General features: G+C 57.7%; 21 protein-coding genes, 1 tRNA gene and 1 pseudogene. 14 read left to right on the forward strand and 9 right to left on the reverse strand.

Annotated elements, in window-relative coordinates; all coding sequences use genetic code 11:
- Window positions 1–39: 39 nt before the first annotated feature.
- Both SYN9616_RS0106640 and SYN9616_RS0106645 read left to right on the forward strand, forming a co-directional pair.
- Complete coding sequence (locus tag SYN9616_RS0106640; RefSeq protein WP_369791926.1) at window positions 40–291, forward strand: DUF3136 domain-containing protein; 252 nt, start codon at window positions 40–42, stop codon at window positions 289–291.
- Window positions 292–310: 19 nt separating this feature from the next.
- Entirely contained in the window at window positions 311–652 is a 342-nt protein-coding gene (locus SYN9616_RS0106645) for a c-type cytochrome (protein WP_028952402.1), read from the forward strand.
- On the opposite strand, the gene SYN9616_RS0106650 is transcribed toward SYN9616_RS0106645, so the two are convergent.
- A complete protein-coding gene (locus tag SYN9616_RS0106650; RefSeq protein ID WP_028952403.1) occupies window positions 628–897 on the reverse strand; it encodes a YciI family protein in 270 nt (89 codons plus the stop codon). The two genes, SYN9616_RS0106645 and SYN9616_RS0106650, sit on opposite strands and share 25 nt — an antisense overlap.
- 95 nt (window positions 898–992) lie before the next feature.
- On the opposite strand from SYN9616_RS0106650, the gene SYN9616_RS0106655 reads away from it, so the two are divergent.
- Window positions 993–1364, forward strand: a complete 372-nt coding sequence (locus SYN9616_RS0106655; RefSeq protein WP_028952404.1) for an AbrB family transcriptional regulator — start codon at window positions 993–995, stop codon at window positions 1362–1364.
- 113 nt (window positions 1365–1477) lie between these two features.
- Here the strand turns inward: SYN9616_RS0106655 and trpA are convergent, their stop codons facing one another.
- The 3 genes from trpA to SYN9616_RS0106670 are packed head-to-tail and all read right to left on the reverse strand — an operon-like array spanning window position 1478 to window position 2899.
- Entirely contained in the window at window positions 1478–2272 is a 795-nt protein-coding gene (gene trpA / locus SYN9616_RS0106660) for a tryptophan synthase subunit alpha (protein ID WP_028952405.1), read from the reverse strand.
- A 32-nt stretch (window positions 2273–2304) separates the two neighbouring features.
- Window positions 2305–2646: a DUF3007 family protein gene (locus SYN9616_RS0106665; protein ID WP_028952406.1), complete on the reverse strand. Its 342-nt coding sequence runs from the start codon at window positions 2644–2646 to the stop codon at window positions 2305–2307.
- Window position 2647: 1 nt separating this feature from the next.
- On the reverse strand, window positions 2648–2899 hold the full coding sequence (locus SYN9616_RS0106670) for an NAD(P)H-quinone oxidoreductase subunit L (protein WP_028952407.1): 252 nt from the start codon (window positions 2897–2899) through the stop codon (window positions 2648–2650).
- Between the two features lie 40 nt (window positions 2900–2939).
- Between SYN9616_RS0106670 and SYN9616_RS0106675 the strand changes: the two genes are divergently transcribed.
- Window positions 2940–3025: transfer RNA gene (locus tag SYN9616_RS0106675), tRNA-Leu, on the forward strand.
- Between the two features lie 75 nt (window positions 3026–3100).
- On the forward strand, window positions 3101–5755 hold the full coding sequence (locus SYN9616_RS0106680) for a glucosidase (RefSeq protein WP_037991366.1): 2655 nt from the start codon (window positions 3101–3103) through the stop codon (window positions 5753–5755).
- On the opposite strand, the gene SYN9616_RS0106685 is transcribed toward SYN9616_RS0106680, so the two are convergent.
- Genes SYN9616_RS0106685 through SYN9616_RS0106695 form a run of 3 tightly spaced genes read right to left on the reverse strand, consistent with a single transcriptional unit; the run spans window position 5752 to window position 8751 of the window.
- Window positions 5752–6057, reverse strand: coding sequence for a thioredoxin family protein (locus SYN9616_RS0106685; RefSeq protein WP_028952409.1), 306 nt, complete (start codon window positions 6055–6057; stop codon window positions 5752–5754). The genes SYN9616_RS0106680 and SYN9616_RS0106685 overlap by 4 nt on opposite strands.
- On the reverse strand, window positions 6048–7079 hold the full coding sequence (pyrC, locus tag SYN9616_RS0106690; RefSeq protein ID WP_028952410.1) for a dihydroorotase: 1032 nt from the start codon (window positions 7077–7079) through the stop codon (window positions 6048–6050). The genes SYN9616_RS0106685 and pyrC overlap by 10 nt, the downstream gene beginning before the upstream one ends.
- Complete coding sequence (locus SYN9616_RS0106695; RefSeq protein ID WP_028952411.1) at window positions 7072–8751, reverse strand: SulP family inorganic anion transporter; 1680 nt, start codon at window positions 8749–8751, stop codon at window positions 7072–7074. The genes pyrC and SYN9616_RS0106695 overlap by 8 nt, the downstream gene beginning before the upstream one ends.
- A gap of 94 nt (window positions 8752–8845) precedes the next feature.
- Between SYN9616_RS0106695 and SYN9616_RS0106700 the strand changes: the two genes are divergently transcribed.
- From SYN9616_RS0106700 to SYN9616_RS15380, 7 genes and pseudogenes are all read left to right on the forward strand, one after another.
- Window positions 8846–9943: a calcium/sodium antiporter gene (locus SYN9616_RS0106700; protein ID WP_028952412.1), complete on the forward strand. Its 1098-nt coding sequence runs from the start codon at window positions 8846–8848 to the stop codon at window positions 9941–9943.
- A 125-nt stretch (window positions 9944–10068) separates the two neighbouring features.
- Entirely contained in the window at window positions 10069–10569 is a 501-nt protein-coding gene (locus SYN9616_RS0106705; RefSeq protein ID WP_028952413.1) for a DUF2231 domain-containing protein, read from the forward strand.
- A complete protein-coding gene (locus SYN9616_RS0106710) occupies window positions 10566–11186 on the forward strand; it encodes a DUF2231 domain-containing protein (RefSeq protein ID WP_028952414.1) in 621 nt (206 codons plus the stop codon). The genes SYN9616_RS0106705 and SYN9616_RS0106710 overlap by 4 nt, the downstream gene beginning before the upstream one ends.
- Entirely contained in the window at window positions 11183–12118 is a 936-nt protein-coding gene (locus SYN9616_RS0106715; protein WP_028952415.1) for a cytochrome c oxidase subunit II, read from the forward strand. Before SYN9616_RS0106710 ends, SYN9616_RS0106715 begins: the two co-directional genes overlap by 4 nt.
- Window positions 12119–12126: 8 nt before the next feature.
- Entirely contained in the window at window positions 12127–13815 is a 1689-nt protein-coding gene (locus SYN9616_RS0106720; RefSeq protein ID WP_028952416.1) for a cbb3-type cytochrome c oxidase subunit I, read from the forward strand.
- Between the two features lie 4 nt (window positions 13816–13819).
- Complete coding sequence (locus SYN9616_RS0106725; RefSeq protein WP_028952417.1) at window positions 13820–14416, forward strand: heme-copper oxidase subunit III; 597 nt, start codon at window positions 13820–13822, stop codon at window positions 14414–14416.
- Window positions 14417–14420: 4 nt separating this feature from the next.
- Window positions 14421–15927, forward strand: a pseudogene (locus SYN9616_RS15380) (GMC oxidoreductase).
- 246 nt (window positions 15928–16173) lie between these two features.
- On the opposite strand, the gene SYN9616_RS0106740 reads toward SYN9616_RS15380, so the two are convergent.
- Window positions 16174–16590 carry a hypothetical protein gene (locus tag SYN9616_RS0106740; protein ID WP_028952418.1) on the reverse strand — a complete coding sequence of 139 codons (417 nt, stop codon included), beginning with the start codon at window positions 16588–16590 and terminating at the stop codon, window positions 16174–16176.
- 4 nt (window positions 16591–16594) lie between these two features.
- Window positions 16595–17956 carry a glutathione-disulfide reductase gene (gorA, locus tag SYN9616_RS0106745; RefSeq protein WP_028952419.1) on the reverse strand — a complete coding sequence of 454 codons (1362 nt, stop codon included), beginning with the start codon at window positions 17954–17956 and terminating at the stop codon, window positions 16595–16597.
- A 137-nt stretch (window positions 17957–18093) separates the two neighbouring features.
- Here gorA and SYN9616_RS0106750 point away from each other — a divergent pair, with 137 nt between their 5' ends.
- Window positions 18094–18336: a hypothetical protein gene (locus tag SYN9616_RS0106750; RefSeq protein WP_028952420.1), complete on the forward strand. Its 243-nt coding sequence runs from the start codon at window positions 18094–18096 to the stop codon at window positions 18334–18336.
- Window positions 18311–19543 (forward strand): glutathione S-transferase family protein, encoded by a 1233-nt coding sequence (locus tag SYN9616_RS0106755; RefSeq protein WP_028952421.1) that lies wholly within the window; start codon window positions 18311–18313, stop codon window positions 19541–19543. The genes SYN9616_RS0106750 and SYN9616_RS0106755 overlap by 26 nt, the downstream gene beginning before the upstream one ends.
- Window positions 19544–19572: the final 29 nt, after the last annotated feature.

A 19572-nucleotide genomic window follows, 5' to 3' on the forward strand; every position in this document is an offset into this window, starting at 1 on the left:
CGACAGACGAATGGCCTGGATTGCGAAGAAAGTCAGGAGATGCTGATCGACAAGACCATGCCACCTGCAACCAAAGTACTCACCATCGGAGATCTCGAGGCCGGATTTCCCAGCTATTGCCAGGCTCTTCGTCAGCTCGTGACCATGGGGCGTGATGTCGAATCGATCCGACGGACCCTGTGCTGGGATTATCTGGAACGGCTCCACAGATCCCTGCCTCAGAGCTATCGCTCTCCTGAGGAGCTGTTGCAGCGCTACCAACGCTCCCAGCCGACAGGTGTAACAAACTGATTGCAGCAATGCCTCATTGATGAAAGCGCTTCTCGTCGTTGTCGTTCTGACGATCAGCATGATTGCTTTCACATGCTCGGCAGCACGAGCGGAACCGATCCTGACTGAAGGCTCCGCACTATTTGATCTTCACTGCGCTGCTTGTCATCCCCATGGAGGCAACATCATTCGCCGAGGGCGCACCCTGAAACTGGCTGCTCTCGAGCGACGTGATATTGCATCTCCTGAAGCAATCGCAGCTATCGCACGCAACGGTATTGGCCAAATGGGGGGATATGGAACAGAGCTTGGAGAGTTAGGTGATCAGTTGGTCGCAGAATGGGTCTGGCTGCAAGCTCAGAACGCTTGGATCCAGGGATAAACCTCAACATTCGTCCAGATTCCCTGCTTCCAGTAGACATCTGACTCGACAAGGTCGCGCACAGTTGTCAGATTCTCCGCTTCGAAGATTCCAAACACATGGGTACTCCCCTCTGTTGGGCCCAGTGTGATCAAGGTCCCCTGCTGCTTAAGAGACTTCAGGCGGGAGAGATGCTCTTCACGAAAAGGTGTTCGCTTCTCAAGAGCATTTGAGCAATACGTGCCCCAGAGAACGAAACGTGCCATAGGAAAGATCCAATCCGTGAGAACAATTTCCGTGAAAGGATGGCATACAGGCAGGCCATAACGCTATGTTGATTATGTTGCGTTAATTCAAAACAATGCTCACTGGGAGCGATCTCCTCAACAAAGTCAAGGAATTGGGTGATGTCAGCAAGTCTGATCTGGTGCGCGCCTGTGGCTACGTCTCGAATAAGAAAGATGGTGGCGACCGTTTAAACTTCACCGCTTTTTATGAAGCACTTCTTGATGCCAAAGGTGTAAGCCTTGGAATCGGTGGTGTTGCTGGTGTAGGCAAAGGTGGACGCAAACTGAGCTACGTCGCCACTGTTCAAGGCAATGGCAATCTGTTGATTGGTAAGGCTTACACCGCCCTGTTGGATCTCAAGCCTGGAGACGAGTTTGAAATCAAGCTCGGACGCAAACAGATTCGTCTGGTACCCGTCGGCGGTTCTGACGAAGATGAAGAGTGATCAGAGGGTGCACCCAATCTGATCAGCTGATCTCTAGAAAACCTGATGCCCCGACTGATGTCGGGGCTTTTTTTATGTTACCGAAGGCCAATCATGATCTCGCCCAAGCAAGATCAATGACATGCCTCCCGAAGTTCGCGGCAAAAGCTTTCTGCCTCTGAGGCCATGTTGGCTGCTCCCGCCGCCGCCATCCTTTTGACGAGAGCGCTGCCAACAATCGCACCGTCAGCCCCCCAACGACGAACCTGTTTGACCTGTTCTGGTCCTGAAATACCGAAACCAACGGCAACAGGAACTGGTGAACTTTGTTTCAGCTGCTGCACCAGTCCCTCAACTCTGGTTTCCATCTGAGCGCGCTCACCGGTGACACCCGTCACACTGACGAGGTAAGTGAAACCTCGGCTGCTCTCAGCGATTCTGGCCATCCGAGCTTCCGGAGTGGTGGGCGCAACAAGCAGGACCAGATCAAGACCATGCTGTGTTGCAATCGGTGAAAGACGATCTGCTTCTTCCAGGGGGAGATCGGGAATCACCAACCCTGATGCACCAGCGCCAGCAGCCTGCTCACAGAATCGCTGCATACCAAGATTGAGCAGAGGATTGCTGTAGGAAAAGAGAATGAGGGGTAAGTCAAAGTCATCCGGAAGCGTCGACAACATCTCCATGACTTTGGCTGGAGTTGTACCGGCATGAAGTGCTCGGCTGGCAGCGGCCTGAATCACAGGGCCATCTGCAAGCGGATCGCTGTAGGGGATTCCGAGCTCCACCATGTCAGCCCCGCCCCGTTGAAGGGCGAGCAACACCTCGCGCGTGGTCGCCAGATCAGGATCACCAGCCATCAGAAAGGGCATCAATGCCATGCGGCCTTCCTGCTTCAGTTGTTCAAAACGCTGATGGATGGCGTGCATGTCCCGGCCGACGTCGAAGCAACCCGATGAGCCTATGAGTCCGCCCTGACATCATCCCCGTCAAGACCAAGCCGTTGCAGGAGAGCCTGTTGCTCTTCCTCGGGAAGTGCATCGAACCGGGCTTCGAGATCCTCACGCTCCTTGGCGTCATACACCTCGCGGTAACGACGACGCTGATTCATGTATGTCATCTGCCCAGTCACAACACGGAACAGATAAGAGCCTGTCCAAACAACCACAATCAGCACCAACAGCGACTGAGCCGCAATTCCTGCTGAGAAACCACGAACACCGAGGGCCTCGAATCCGAGATAGCCAACGCCCCCAAGTGCCAGAACGATCAGTCCGATGAGAAGAACCTTGGCGCGGGTCAATTCAGACCTCTCCCTGTCCGCTCATACGCAGATTCAAAAACGGAGCGAACACCACCATGCCCGGGAAGAACAGAAAAACGCATCCGTAGACGAGCAGACGTTCAATATTTCCCATCTGGTGCCAGCGCTTGTTCATCCAGAAAAACAGCGCCAGGGGAACGACCAACAGGTAGAGACCTGCAAGGACCCCGTAGGCAGCGATGGCGAGCAGGCTCTGCTGCGATATCCCGTTCAGCAGGGTCAGGAGATCCAAAGCGGTCCTGCGACTCACCAAAATTTAGAATGGCCGCAAAGGGGGCGTGGCGGAATCGGTAGACGCACGCGACTTAAAATCGTTTGGGCCGTAAGGCCTGTGGGGGTTCAAGTCCCCCTGCCCCCATCGGTCTTCTTCTCCAATCGTCCCGTAAGCAGCTTCTGAACAGCTGACTACCTTGTGAAGGTGGCCAGTTTGGTGATGACGGAACCGGCTGAGATTCAACGTCGCAAGCAACGTGACGCAGGTGAATACAACTGGGATCTCTGGGGCACCTATCTCTCTGAACGTCAGTGGGGAACAGTTAGGGAGGACTACTCCCACAACGGCGACGCATGGAATCATTTCCCCTTCGACCACAGCCATCAGCGGACTTACCGCTGGGGTGAGGATGGACTACTAGGACTCTGCGATGAGCAGGGGCTGATCTGCTTTGCGATGGCCCTCTGGAATGGCGAAGACGCCATCCTCAAGGAACGTCTCTTCGGACTGAGCAACCCAGAAGGCAACCACGGGGAAGATCTCAAGGATTACATGTTTCACTTGGCCGGAACGCCTACCGGCAGTTACGCCAAAGCGCTGTACAAATATCCCCAACGCGCCTTCCCCTACGAGACGCTTCGAAAGGAAAACCGGCAGAGAGATCGCTCTCAACCGGAATTCGAACTAATTGACACAGGCATCTTTTCAGAGGATCGCTACTTCGATGTTGTCATTGAATACGCCAAAGCCGACCCCGAAGACATCCTGATCAGGGTGACGGCGACCAACAGAGGCCCCGAGCCGGCAACGCTCCACCTACTGCCCCAACTCTGGCTGCGGAACACCTGGAGCTGGGGCACAGAAGGTGAGTCAAAACAAACCATGCACTCCCTTGAGGGGGCCATCGTCACACCATCTCTCTCTTCTCTGCCTGCGTACGAACTCCGCTGCAGGAACAACGCTGACCTCTGGTTCACAGACAATGAAACCAATACCGAATCGCTGTACAACCAGCCTCTGCAATCCCCGTACGTCAAGGACGCTTTTCACCGATATCTCATTGACGGCGACAAGGCTGCCATCAATCCTCAACAAATCGGCAGCAAGAGCGCATTCCATCTCGAGCAACTGATTGAAAGCGGCAAAAGCTGGACGGTGGACCTGCGACTTCGAAGATCAGGCCTGGAGGACGCGACGGAACGCTTTGGCACGCAGCATTTTGATCAGCTTGTGGAGCAGCGCCAGGCCGAGTGGCAAGAGTTCTTGCACTGGGTGGCACCCGACCTTGGCGAGGATGATCGACGCATTCACAGTGCAGCCGGGGCTGGCCTCTACTGGGGTCGACAGGTTTACAACTGGTTTGTTCATCGTTGGCTGGTCGGCGACACCACGGGACCAACGCCACCGGCAGAACGATGGAAAACCGATCAGGCCTACTGGCGAAGCATGAAAGCCAGCGACATCATCTCCATGCCTGATGCCTGGGAATATCCCTATTTCTGCCAGTGGGACCTGATGTTCCATGCAGTCGCCTTTGCCGAATATGACCCGCACGAAGCACGGCGCCAGGCTGGCATTCTCAGGACTCATAACTACATCGCAACGAATGGACAATCACCGGCCTATGAATGGTCGCTCTCAGATCCAAATCCTCCGATCGGGGCATGGGCAACACTGAGAATTCATCAGATTGAAAAGAAGAGGGAGAAAACAGCATGCCTTGATAACCTGGCTTCTGATTACCGAAAATTGCTACTTGATTACGGCTGGTGGGCCAATCGAACCGATCTGAATAAGGACAGCATGTTTGATGGTGGCTTTCTCGGACTCGACAACATCGCGATCTTTGATCGATCAAAACCGCTGCAGGACGGCAGCACGATTGAGCAGCCTGACGGCACATCCTGGATGGGAATGTACAGCCTCAACATGCTGGAAATTGCGGTCGAAATCGGTCGCGAGCAGAGGGGCTACAGCGATTCGATTGGTCGCTTCATCAAGGATTTCTGGAAACTTGCCTACGCCCTGAATTCCGATGATGGGCGCAGCTATGTGTGCTGGGACGAACAGGATGGTTTCTATTACGACGTGCTTTATCGGTTGGACGGAAGCGCTGATTACCTCAGAACAAGATCTCTTGCAGGACTGATTCCCTTACTGGCGGTGGCTTCATTTGATCATGAAACGACCCAGCAATTTCCCATGCTTGATATTCAACCAATCCTGAAACAACGTGCTATTGATCGAGGGGAACCTTTCCCAGAGCTCGATTATCTTGGCGAATGGCATCAAGACCGCATTCTTTACTCACTGGTCCCGAAGAGTCGCCTCGAAAGGATTCTCCGACGCGTCTTTGACGAACAAGAATTCCTGTCACCATATGGAATCAGAGGATTATCCAAGCACTACGATAAGAATCCATACACATATCGTGAAGGCGATGAAGAAGGAACGATTAATTACAGCCCTGCAGATAGTCCTGTACCAATGTTTGGAGGTAACTCCAACTGGAGAGGTCCCGTTTGGCTGCCAATCAATTATCTGATCATCGAAGCCCTGCAGAAATATGCCCACTATTTCGGCGACGACTTTCAAATGGAATTCCCAACCGGCTCTGGAACCAGGTTGAATCTTTGGGAGATCTCTCTCAAACTCGAGGAGCGGTTAATCAATCTTTTCAGGAGGCAGAAAACTGGCTCACGACCATTCAATGGATCAACATCATATTTCAACGATGATCGTCACTGGCGAGATCTGATTCATTTCAATGAATATTTCCATGGAGACAACGGCAGAGGTTTGGGCGCAAGCCATCAAACCGGATGGACTGCCATCGTCTCAAAAATGATCACGCAACTGAATCGTTATTCCTAGCCAGCAGGCAGAAGGGCACGAAGCTTCTCCCGAAATTCACCTTTCTGCATACCACCCTTCAGCTCACCGTGAATGGCGAATTCCCCCTCAGGATCCGTCACCAGAAGATAAGTTGGCCAACCCATTCCTTCCTTGTTCGGGTATTGGGCCAGAAGGATTTTCCGGTATTTGCGATAGGCCTCCGTGTCCTGGAGCATGACGGAAACAAAGCTGCAGCCCAGTTCTTCAGCCACCTTGCCGTCGTAGTGACTCATGCGATGGCAGGTACCGCAATCCTCAGAGCTGAACTTGATCAGGTGCATGGGGACAGTTTCCAGGAGAGTATTTCTCCAGCATGGAAGGGCACCAGGCCATCCACAAGCTCTGGAATCAATTGATCAACACGTTCGAGTGTGATCTGCTGGTTGTTCACGGGTAATCGGTAAAAGGCAGGGCCATGGCGACTGGTGAAACCCTCCAGTCGATCCAGCGCCCCCTCCTGTTCGAACACCTGGGCATAGCTCTCAAGAGCATTGGGAGCATTGAAGATGCCGGCGCAACCACAGGAGGTCTCCTTCGATTCCCGGGAGTGCGGCGCCGAATCGGTTCCCAGAAAAAATCTTGGATCACCGCTGGTGGCTGCTCGCCGCAGGGCAAGACGGTGCCGTTCCCTCTTGGCCACCGGCAGACAGTAAAAATCACTTCTCAAGCCTCCAGCGAACATCGCGTTTCGATTGATGTGGAGATGATGAGGCGTGATGGTGGCCGCCAGATTGGCTTCCGTCGAGGTCACGATCTCAACGGCCTCCTCTGTGGTGATGTGTTCGAAGACCACCCTCAGGTCAGGGAAACGCTTCAACAGGGGCCTGAGATGTTGGTCGATGAATCCCGCCTCACGATCAAACACATCCACCGTCGGATCGGTGAGCTCGCCATGGATCAGCAACGGCATGCCGATGCGCTGCATGCAGGAGAGAACATCGCTGATCGTCTGCAGGTCAGTCACACCAGCAGCGGAATTCGTTGTGGCGTTGGCGGGATACAGCTTCGCCGCCGTGAACACACCACTGAGAAAACCCTGTTCGAGATCGGCTGGGTCGGTGGAATCTGTGAGGTACGCCGTCATCAGCGGCTCAAAGTCCAGATCGTCTGGGCAGGCCGATCGAATCCGCTCGCGATAGGCATCGGCCGCCGCTGTGGTTGTCACCGGCGGCTTGAGATTTGGCATCACGATCGCCCGACGAAACAGGCGAGCGGTGTGGGCTACAACCTTGTCCAGCATCACCCCATCCCTCAAGTGAACGTGCCAGTCGTCCGGAGCGATCAGAGTGAGACGGTCAGGCATTCCGGGCGGTCGACGGCAGAGAGCCCACCGCCAGGCTGAGGGCTTGAAGACGATCAGGGGTGATGTTCTCCGCAGGCAGGCGATCGAGAAGCTTGAGCTTGCGAAGACGGTTTTCCGTGCTTCCCGTTGCTCCCACCATGAACACCTGGCGCCCCACCTCGATCGCTTCCTTCACTGCATTCTCGAGGGCGATTGCCGCTGTGACACCAAGGTGGGAAACCTCTGACAGGTCGAACACCACCGCCTTGCAGTTGGCAATGGCGTTGTGCTCACGCGAAATCGCCTTGGCCACACCGAAGATCATCGGACCTGCCAGCTGGAACAGCAAAACCTTGCCCGCCGCCTGATCGAGAAGCGACTGCTCCTCGGAGCTGAGCTCCACATCGTCATCGGTGGTGCTGATGGTCTTCACGCGTCTGGATTGCAGGGCACTCATCCGGTCGATCGTGAGCACATTGGCCACAAACACACCAATCCCCACTGCGGTGATCAGATCCACCAGCACCGTGAGCAGAATCACCCCATAGGTGATCACCGCTGCCTTGAGAGACAGGTGATGGGCCCGCTTCAAGAATTCCCAGTCGATGATGTCGATGCCGACCTTGAGCGCAATGCCGGCCAACACCGCTAGGGGAATGCGTGAGGCAAACGGGGCAGCCAGAAGCACCACCAGCATCAGAACCATGGCCCTCACAACTCCGGAGAGAGCTGTGCGTCCCCCTGCCTGGATATTGACCACCGTTCCCATCGTGGCTCCAGCCCCAGGCAGCGCTCCGAACAGACCCGAAGCAACATTGGCCAGGCCCTGACCGATGAGCTCTTTGTTGGAGTCATGCTCCGTTCGCGTCAGGCTGTCGGCCACCACCGACGTGAGCAACGCGTCGATGCAACCAAGCATCCCCAACACGGCGGCATTCACCACCATCATTCGAATCTGGCCTCCAGAGAAATCCGGCAGGCTGAGGGTTGGGAACTTGGCTGAGAATTCAGGGATCGTGCGCAGACCTGCGCCTTGAAAAGCAGTCAGGGCCAGAACTGTTCCGACCACCAGGGCCAGCAGTTGAGGCGGGCAGAACTTCTTCAGACCTGCCGGGGGGAACCAGAGGATGGCCAAGGTGATCACTGCCAGCAGCAGCTCCATTGGCCGGGTGCCCTGGACAAGAGTCGGCAACTGACTCAGCGTGCCCATCACGCCGCCTGTCGGGTCCTGTCCGAGGAAAGGAGCCAGCTGCAGCAACACGAGGATGATGCCGATGCCGGACATGAAGCCCGAGATCACCGTGTACGGCATCATTGTGATGTAACGGCCCAGCCGAAACAGGCCGAACAGAATCTGAAAAATGCCAGCCAACACCCCCACGGTGAAGGCCATCGCCAGAGCTTTTTGTGGGCTCTCCGCCGTGCTGGCGAAACTGATCACCACAGAGGTGAATACCACCGTCATCGGACCGGTGGGTTCCGAAATCAGGGTGGGAGTCCCTCCGAAAAGAGAGGCGACGAGACCAATGATCACGGCCCCCCAGAGGCCAGCCGCAGCACCCACTTCCGGCGCTCCGGATGCATTGCCGACGGCGATGCCGAAGGCAAGAGCCATCGGCAGGGCGATCACTGCAGCTGTGAGGCCGCCAAAGACGTCACCGCGGATGTTGGTGGCGTTGATGCGGTTCAGCAAGAGTGGTCCACTGGCTCGGGAGGGTGAACCTTAGGTCGCTTTGCCGGCAGAGCAGAATCGGCCCAACTCTCCCTCGCGAATCCGGATGCCCGAGGTGCCCCAATTTCTCCAGTACTCGCTTGAGGTAATTGGAGGCATCCTGCTGCTGTTCCTTGGAGGAGATCAGTTCGTCAAAGGGTCGGTCACCCTGGCCACGCTCTGCAGAATCCCCCAGCTGGTGATCGGCCTCACCGTGGTGTCCTTCGGCACGAGTGCTCCGGAGCTGTTCGTCAGCGTCAGCTCGATTCTCCAGGGCGCGGACGATCTGGCCGTCAGCAACGTGGTGGGCAGCAATATTTTCAACATTCTTGTTGTGCTGGGCTGTTCAGCACTGGTCTTACCTCTTCGTGTCGAGAACCGCCTGGTGCGTAGAGATGTTCCAGTGCTGCTGGCCATTTCTTCGGCAGCCTGGGGGATGGCCTCTGCCGGACGGATGACCTGGCAGGCCGGTGTCGCCCTGCTGATCGGACTCCTGATCAACACCGTCTGGGAAATCCGTACAGCCAGAGAAGACCACCACGCAGAGGATCAAAAAGCTGAAACACCTCTCCCGGCAACGACTGGAAAGAGTCGCGCCCTTGTGATCGCCCTGATCCAACTGGTCGCCGGCATCACACTGCTTGTGCTCGGCTCCAGAACACTGGTAAGCGGAGCAAGTGCAGCGGCTATATACCTAAACGTTCCCACCGCCGTGATTGGTCTAACCATTGTGGCGACGGGCACATCAACCCCGGAACTGATCACATCGGTCGTCGCCACCATGAAGGGTCGGACCGATCTGGCTGTCGGAAACGTCGTTGGCAGCTGCCTGCTGAATCTGTTGATGGTGCTCGGAGGCTGTGCCGCAGTCAGCGGCAATGCGGGGCTGCAGGTCACCGGGGAACTCATTACCGAGGATTTGCCCGTGATGATGATCGCCACCCTGGTTTGCCTACCGATTTTTTGGTCTCGGCGCAGCATTTCCAGGATTGAGGGAGCGATTCTGCTCACGGGCTACATCGTTTATCTCACGGACAACGTCCTGCCCAGAACAGCGCTGGCCTCTTGGCAGGACGAATTTCGGTTGGCGGCGCTTTGCCTGGTGCTTCCCATCTTTGTGGTGGTGATCGCCACACAGGTTTTGATTCATTTACGCCTGAAAAAGACCGGTTGAAGCCTCATGTCGCCCAGATCACCTGATCGGTTAGGTGGTGGGACAAATCAAGTTGTATTTCCTCATCAGGGGCTGACCACTCGATTTTTAATGTCCATGCTTTGAGGGCGTCGCTCGGCTTGCCGATGCTCGAGCTGCTTCCTCCCCTAAACGACAAGAATCTTCCCTGGCTCGACGTCATTCATCCGATCGTCGTTCACTTCGTGATCTCCATGGCGCTGATCACTGTTGTGTTCGACGTGATTGGCGTTGTCACCCGAAAGAAGAATCTGTTTGAAGTCAGCTTCTGGAATCTACTTGTTGCCACGGTGGCAATCTTTGTCGCCATCATTTTTGGTCAGGTCGAAGCCGGTCTTGCCAATCCCTACGGAGCGTCGAGGGACATCCTTAATTACCACAGCACCATTGGCTGGTCTCTGGCCGGTGTTCTGGCCTTGCTGACCGGCTGGCGCTACGTCGCTCGTCAGAAGGACCCAACGGTGCTGCCGAAGGGGTTTCTGGCAATCGACTTCGTCTTGGCCGGGCTCGTATTTGCACAGGTGTATCTGGGAGACAAGTTGGTGTGGGTTTATGGCTTACACACAGTGCCCGTGGTGGATGCGATTCGTCAGGGGGTGCTGTCGTGACCCTGATCGCCTCCATCAGCTCGCCGATCAATGAGATCAGCGACTCGCTTGGTGCCAACGATCTTCCCTACGCCATCCCCCTGCACCCGAATCTGGTGCATCTGACAATTGGTCTGTTCGCCATCGGCATCGCCTTTGACTTCGCCGGCGCGTTCTACCCCCTGGAGAAGCGGATCTTCCGCTTTCTGGCCCTGCCGGTCACCCGAAGCGGCTTCCACGATGTGGGCTGGTACAACCTGGTGGCCTGCAGCGGCATCACCTTTTTCACGGTGGCCGCCGGTTTCTATGAAATGTTGCTGGCTGTGCCGCTGCCTGGCATCCGCAGCATTCTCGGCCAAACCGCGATCGACACCATGCTCTGGCACGCCATCGGAGGCGTTGCCATCCTGCTGGTGATCGTCGCCATGACCGTCTGGCGCGGCTATCAGCGCTTCGTCTGGCGGAAGGACTTCGGTCGCCAGGTCACCTGGCTTTACCTCTTGGCAGGAGCCTCAATGCTTGTGTTGATGGGACTGCACGGCAGTCTTGGAGCCTGGCTCGCCAGCGATTTCGGCGTCCACATCACCGCTGACCAGCTTCTCGCTGCCGGTGCTGATCTCAATGAGGTGCTGCCATGACCTCGACTGCTCCCAAACAGGGACCGAACATCGGCGCCATCGTGATCATCACGATGGCCGTGGCGATCAATCTGGTGATTGCCAAGTTGATGGGAAACTGGTCCTACAGCTGGTTTCCACCTCAAGCCTCCACTGCAGCGCCCTACGTCGACGACCTGTTCGCACTGGAGACCGCGATCGGCTCCTTCATTTTCTTCGGCTGCACCGGCGTGATGGGCTGGGTGCTGTTGTTCAACCGGGCAGACAAGTACGACGAAAGCGACGGTGCTCCGATCGAAGGCAATACCAAGCTCGAAATCATCTGGACGATCATCCCCTTGGTGACGGTCTTCGCGATCGCCGCCTACACGATGAACGTCAACATGAAGCTTCAGAACCTTGGTCCGAAGCACAAGTACGCCATCGGCACCGATCCAACGGCTTTGATGGAAGCCGATCCAATCGCAGACGTGGGCCCGATCGATGTGATTGCCCGCCAGTGGAGTTGGGAATTTGTCTATCCCAATGGGGTGCGCAGTTCAGAGCTGCATCTGCCGGTTGATCAGCGCGTCAATTTCCGGTTGATCTCGGAAGACGTGCTGCACAGTTTCTTCGTCCCGGCCTTTCGCCTCAAGCAAGACATCATCCCCGGCAGCATCATTTCCTACAGCCTCACGCCGACGAAACAGGGCCGCTTTCGGCTACGGGACGCCATGTTCAGCGGCGCCTACTTCTCCCAGAACCAGACCGACGTCATCGTCGAATCCGATGAGGCGTATGGCGATTGGCTGAAGGCGACCGCCAAAAAGCCCCTGCAACCCGGACTCGATCCCGGACGTGTGTTGTACGACCGCCGAATTGCCCGCGGTGACAAGGGCTGGGCCACGGTGCCGCCTGCTCCAGCCCCGATGGTGAATGACCCAGGGGATCCCTCGATTCCCCACGACGCCTGAGACGTGCCATGACAACCACCAATTACGACCCACGCGTCCTCAAGGCGCCCCATCCGGTGCCCGGTGCGCCGGACAACTGGAAGCGCTTCTTCAGCTTCAACACCGATGCCAAGGTGATCGGCATCCAGTACATCGCCACCTCGCTGTTCTTCCTGCTGGTGGGAGGCCTGCTGGCCATGATCGTGCGCGGTGAGCTGATCACACCGCCGGCTGATCTGGTGGATCCGAGTGTCTACAACGGCCTTTACACGATGCATGGAACGGTGATGCTGTTCCTGTTTCTGTTCCCGATCCTCAACGGCTTCAACAACCTGTTGATCCCCACGATGATCGGCGCACCGGACATGGCGTTCCCAAAGCTGAACGCCGCCGCCTTCTGGCTGGTGCCGGTGTTCGCCGTGGTGCTGATGGGCAGCTTCTTCGCTCCCGGAGGTCCAGCCTCCTCGGGATGGTGGTCCTATCCGCCAATGAGCCTGCAGAACCCGCTGGGGCATTTCATCAACGGAGAGTTCCTCTGGATCCTGGCGGTGGCGTTGTCAGGCATCTCCTCAATCATGGGAGCCGTCAACTTTGTGACGACGATCATCCGGATGCGGGCCCCCGGGATGGGCTTTTTCAAGATGCCGGTGTTCGTCTGGACCGCCTGGGCCGCCCAGACGATTCAGCTGATCGGCCTGCCGGCCCTCACCGGTGGTGCCGTGATGCTGCTGTTCGACCTGAGCTTCGGCACCAGCTTTTTCCGGCCTGAGGGCGGCGGCGATCCGGTGCTCTTCCAGCACTTCTTCTGGTTCTATTCCCACCCGGCTGTGTACGTGCTGGTCTTGCCTGTGTTCGGGATCTTCTCCGAACTGTTCCCGGTGTATGCCCGCAAGCCGCTCTTCGGCTATCGCTTCGTGGCGATTGCCTCCTTTGGCATCACTTTTCTCAGCCTGATCGTGTGGGCCCACCACATGTTCTATACCGGCACGCCGAACTGGATGCGCCATATCTTCATGTTCACCACGATGCTGATCGCCGTTCCCACAGGCGTGAAGGTATTCGCCTGGCTGGGCACTCTCTGGAGGGGCAACCTTCGCCTGAACACGCCGATGCTGTTTTGCCTCGGAGGCCTGTTCAACTTTATCTTTGCCGGCATCACCGGCGTGATGCTGGCCACGGTGCCGATCGACATTCACGTTGGCAACACCGCATTTGTTGTTGCCCACTTCCACTACGTGATTTTCAACACGATCGGGTTCGGGGTGTTCGCCGGCATCTACCACTGGTTCCCGAAATTCACCGGGCGGATGTACTACGAAGGCCTGGGCAAAGTGCATTTCGCGCTCACCTTCATCGGGGCCACACTGAACTGGTTGCCGATTCACTGGGCCGGCTTGCTCGGGATGCCCCGTCGTGTGGCCTCCTATGACCCGGAATTCGCCATCTGGAACGTCCTGGGCAGTATCGGTGCCTTCATGCTCGGCGTCGCTTCGATTCCCTTCATCCTCAACATGGTGAGCTCATGGGCGAGGGGGCCGAAGGCTCCTCCCAATCCCTGGCGAGCCATCGGTCTTGAGTGGCTGCTTCCCTCACCGCCACCGGCTGAGAACTTCGAGGACGACATCCCCACGGTGATCAGCGAGCCCTATGGCTACGGCCTGGGCCACCCACTCGTCGAAGACGAGGAGTTTTATATCCGCCGCTCTCAGGAGGCCTGACCCGATGACCAGCGTCAACCCGGACCTTTCGCTCAACCACACCCCTGGCCATGTGAAGCACGACGGTCACAACATGACCGGTTTCGTGATCTTCCTCTGCTCCGAAAGTGTCATCTTCCTGGCGTTCTTCGCTGGCTATGCCGTGCTCAAACTCACCGCCCCGCAGTGGCTGCCGGACGGTGTTGAAGGGCTCGAGGTGCGCATGCCCCTGATCAACAGCGTGGTCTTGGTGAGCTCCAGTTTCGTGGCCTATTTCGCCGAGCGTTATCTGCACAAAGGCAACCTCTGGGGATTCCGCGCGGTATGGCTGCTCACCATGGCGATGGGCTCCTACTTCGTCTACGGCCAATACGTCGAATGGTCCGAACTCACTTTCAGCCTCGGCAGTGGTGTGTTCGGTGGTTTGTTCTATCTGCTGACTGGCTTCCACGGCCTGCATGTCATCACCGGAATCCTGCTGATGGGCCTGATGCTGGCGCGCTCCTTCCGTCCCGGTAACTACGACAAAGGCGAAATGGGTGTCGCTTCAGTGAGCCTGTTCTGGCATTTCGTCGATGTGATCTGGATCATCCTCTTCCTCCTCATCTACGTCTGGCAGTAATCCCATGATCATCGACGACCATCATTACGACGTCATCGTTATCGGCAGCGGTGCTGGCGGCGGCACCCTGGCCGGGGCCCTCAGCAAGGCAGGAAAGAATGTTCTTGTGCTTGAGCGTGGCGGTGCCATGGCTCTTGAGGATCAAAACGTGGCGGATGTCGATCTGTTTCGCAAGGATCGCTACCACCCCAAAAACGAGCGCTGGTTTGGTCCAGATGGCGATCCCTTCGCCCCGCAGACCACCTACGCCCGTGGTGGCAACACCAAAATCTGGGGCGCCGTGCTTGAGCGCATGCGCGAAAAGGACTTCACTGAAGTGCCGTTGCAGGAGGGCGTCTCCCCAGCATGGCCATTTGATTACAACGAACTCGCTCCGTTCTACGAACAGGCTGAAGCGCTATATCGCGTTCACGGGCAGGCAGGTGTCGACCCCACAGAACCGAGCCGTTCCAGTCCCTACGACTCCGAACCAAAACCGGTTGAAACGTTTCTGGAGCCGCTTCGCGCCGCTCTGAAGCGACAGGGATGCCAGCCCTATGACATTCCGATCAGCTGGTCTGATGACAAGGACGACCCCAGTGGAGACGCCCAGCTGTTTGGCCTTGAAGCCGGAGACGACAAACGTCTCAGCCTGCGCGAGAACGCCAGGGTGCTGCGCCTTCATGTGAACCCCTCTGGCCGGGAAGTGAAAGGGGTGGAGGCCGAGGTTGACGGAGATACCTGGCTGTTCCGTGCTGATGTGGTGGTGCTCGCCGCAGGAGCTGTCAACACCCCCGTGATCCTGCTGCGCTCCGCAAACTCCCATCACCCCAAAGGCATCAGCAACGGCTCGGACCAGGTGGGCCGCAACCTGATGAATCTGCAGCTCACATCAATTCTGCAGCTGGCCACCGAACGCAACAACGGCCGCTACGGACGCTCCCTGGGGATCAACGTACTACTACTGGGGAGACAAGAACGTCAGTTTCCCGCTCGGCCATATCCAGACCGCCGGAGGGGTCCTGCAGGATGCTCTCTTCGCCGAATCGCCGCCGGTGCTCTCCCTGGTGAGCAAATTGATTCCAGACTTCGGCCTGGAACGCTTGGCCTCACGTTCCGTTGCCTGGTGGGCGATGACCGAGGTGATGCCGGATCCCCACAACAAGATCTGGCTGCACAACGACCAGATCCGGATCAACTACATCCATAACAACCGTGAGGCCCACGATCGGTTGGTCTACCGCTGGATCGACACCCTCAAGGCGGTCGAGAACGATCCGGTGACCAAGGTGGTGTTGAAGGCCCCCACCCACGCGCGTGGGGAGGCGCCGTTGAGCGTTGTGGGCTTCGGATGCGGGTCGTGCCGCATGGGCAACGATTCAGCCACATCGGTCTTGAACTCAGACGGGCGCTGCCACGAACTTGAGAATCTTTATGTCGCCGATGCCAGCGCTTTCCCTAGTTGTCCAAGTGTCGGGCCTGGGCTCACCGTGATCGCGCTCGCCCTGCGCCTTGCCGCGAAGCTGGCTTAGCTGATTTGCTTCAAGGCTTGGGCTGGCGAAGCAAATTGGACCGAATGCGATCAACACAGAGATTGATCTCCGATCGATCAGGGGCATAATTCCCCACCCCCGCCGGCTGCGAGCGGCACCAATCCCCGCCATGCACAATGTTCACCCCCAGCAAGGAGGCGATGAGCAGGAGGACCACAGTGGTAAAAATTTATTAATGCGTTTTAACTTTTCAATTGAGGCTTCGTCTCCCGAGAGCGGCAATGGCTACGGATTCAGAGGTGTTTTGAGGATCAAAACCCTGTCACCAAAAACTTTGAGTTGATAGGTGGCTGATTCCATCGATACCGCCGTGTTGTGAAGTTCTTTGGCGGAACGCCCTTGGAAGTCCTCCAGGGACAGCTCGCGCCACTCCACGGCCTCCTGTTTCGGACCAAGCTCCTTGGGCCAGATCGGCACACCCATGGCTTGTTGCCTGAACGCCTTGATCGAATTGGCGTTGATCGCCATGACCTCGGCGGGTGGCAGCTCGTCAGCGGCCTGCAGTGGTGTGGCCTCCTGTGTGCGAGCGGCCACGGATGGCGGCTTCTCTTGAACCTTTGAGGTCATCGGCGCAGACACCACCTGCCCCCCTACATCAACAGGAGGCGGGCAATCGACCGCTGGCTGATCAGGCAGATCCACCGGTTCAACCCATCGTGACGAATTCCTCGGAAACGGAGGGATGCAGCGCCATGGTGCGGTCAAAGTCCGCCTTGGTGGCACCCATACCCAGTGGGATCGCCGCCATCTGAATGATTTCGGCAGCATGCTCGCCCACCATGTGGCACCCAACGACGCGATCACTGGACTGATCCACGATCAGTTTGAGCAGACAACGGGAACCATCGGCTGGCAGAGACCTTTCCATCGAACGAAAACGGGCTCGATGCACCGTGATTCCGTCGCGCCCGAAGCGTTCGCAGGCCTGCTCTTCTGAAAGACCCACCGACGCGAGCTCAGGGTCGCTGAACACAGCCATGGCAACCAGATCATGGTTGACCCGACGGGGGCGACCTCCGTAAACAGTGTCTGCGAAGGCCCTTCCTTCATCGATTGCGACAGGCGTGAGGTTGACGCGATCGGTGACATCCCCAACGGCATAGATGTGGGGGACATTCGTGCACTGATCAGGATCCACGGGGATGCGGCCATCCTCCAGACGAACGCCAGCACACTCAAGACCAAGCCCCTCCAGCCAAGGTCGACGCCCTGTGGCCATCAACACACCGCCACAGGGAATGGTGAGCCCATCGGATAAATCCACCCTGAGATCGCCCGGCTCCCCCTGGATGGATTGAATAGTCACGCCGAATTGCACGTGGATGCCGCTGTCCCGCATCCCCTCAAGAACAGCATCGGCAAGCTCCTGATCGAACCCGCGCAACAGACGCTCTCCGCGTACCACAACCGTCACCGAGAGACCCAGTCCCCGGAGGATGCAAGCGAATTCACAGGCGATGAATCCTGCACCCGCCACAACCACGGACTTCGGATAGGTCTTCAGCTCGAACATGTCGTCGCTGATCCAGGCGTGATCGATGCCAGGCAAGGCCGGACGCGCTGGACGTCCGCCTACAGCAATCAAAACTCTGGTAGCCGTGAGTTGCCGCTCCACCGGTCCATCACGTTCTGACGCGATTCCGATGCTGTTAGGACCGGTCAGGCGTCCCCAGCCGCGAATGAGCTCCACTCCGGCCTTTTCGAGAAAGTTGATGTGCAGCGTGTTGAGACGATTCACTTCAGCGCGCACGCGTTGCAGCAGGTCGCTGATGTCCGAATCCACCGAGCCAACGCTGATCCCATAGGAAGGCGCATCCCTGAGGTGGTGACGTGCCCTGGCGCCGTACACCAAAAGCTTTTTGGGGACACAGCCCCGGATCACACAGGTCCCGCCAACTCTGTCGCCCTCGACGATCGCGACCTTGGCACCATGACGCGCTGCCCGCTTGGCGGCGGCCAGGCCTCCGGAGCCAGCCCCAAGGACAACAAGATCAAAATCGGGGTCCATTCAGGAGGGGCCACTGCATTCATTCTCATGACCGCGACTGTGCATGGTGAACGGCTTAGGTGGGTAGGCCGCAGCGCAACTATTGAGGTGAAGGCGGAGTTACGGTCCGGGGAAGAAGTCTTCAAGGACACCGAGCCATGAAGAAATCACAGGGTCCTCCGCATCAACCGCCGAATCTCCAACACGACGAACGCACTCAGCGTCGCGAGATCGTGATGATGCTCACCACCGAGGACATGGCGCTACGTCTCAATCAGCTGGCGAGGGAGGGACGTCAGCAGGATTGTCTCGCTCTGATGCAAGAACTGGGAGACTGGCAGTCCTACGGACGCGGTGCCGTGGCACCCGTGCTGCATGCCCCCTTCATCGGCGACTGCTGAACCGCTGACATGGCCTGACCTGGAGCGTTTCATCGTTCCTGAAGCAGATCAGATCAACGGACCCACAAGCGCCCAGTCGCTTCTGCGCCTGTTTGGGAACCCCGAAGACGCCGTGCGGGTGACCCTGTATCGGGACCACCACGCCTGGTGTCCCTACTGCCAGAAAGTCTGGTTGTGGCTTGAGTTCAAGCGCATTCCATACCGCATCCGCAAGGTCACGATGCGCTGCTACGGGCAAAAGGAGCCGTGGTTTGTCAGCAAGGTGCCCTCGGGCATGCTGCCCGCCCTTGAACTGGACGGAGAACTGATTACTGAAAGCGATGTGATCCTCCTCAGGCTGGAGCAGGCCTTCGGTGCCCTGGGCATGCCGATGGAATCGGAGCGCGCGATTCAACTGAGGCAACTCGAACGCCAGCTGTTCCGTGCCTGGTGCATCTGGCTCTGTTCTCCCGGACTGTCCTCCCGTCAGCAACAGCAAGCGAGGAGCCAGTTTCAGAGCGTGGCCAGGAAACTGGAGCAGGAGATGAACCAGCAATCGGGGCCATGGCTGGACCCCGAAGGCCCGGGTTCCGTGGACCTTGTCTTCGTTCCCTATGTGGAACGGATGAATGCATCACTGGCCTATTACAAGGGCTTTCGCCTCAGGCAGGAGCATCCGGCCATCGACCGCTGGTTCGTCGCCCTTGAGCAGCTGGAGAACTATCGCGGCACCCAGAGCGACATGCACACCCATGCCCATGACCTGCCTCCTCAGATGGGGGGTTGTTGGTCCGATGACAATCCTGAAGCGGCAGCGATCGCCAGCCGCATCGATCGCGGAGAAGGTCTTGGCCAGGACGAAGGAGTGTGGCCTGAGGCGTCGAACCAGGGCATGGCCGCCCGCGCCCTCACCAGGGTTCTGCGTCACCGGAACGCACTGCTGGCAAGCAACCCTCTCGGTGCCGAGCGGTTCGACCAACCCCTGCGCTGCGCCTTGACCCATCTGATGCTCAATCAGCACTGCCATCCCGAAGCCGGCAGTGCGGTTGCTCTACGGCATCTGCGCGATCGCATTTCCGTTCCCCGGGACATGCCCTTGCCCGCCGCAAGGCTTCTGCGCCAAGCGCTCGAAGCCACAGCGGCGCTGGATGGTTCGGAACGTCCTCGACCTCTGCCACTCCGCGATCGTCTGGACCAGAACCCCATGACGTTTCGAACGGCTGGCTGACGCCAAAGGTCGGCCATAGTGAAGGGATC

Origin of the sequence: Synechococcus sp. CC9616, assembly GCF_000515235.1 — a bacterium.
GTDB lineage: Bacteria > Cyanobacteriota > Cyanobacteriia > PCC-6307 > Cyanobiaceae > Parasynechococcus.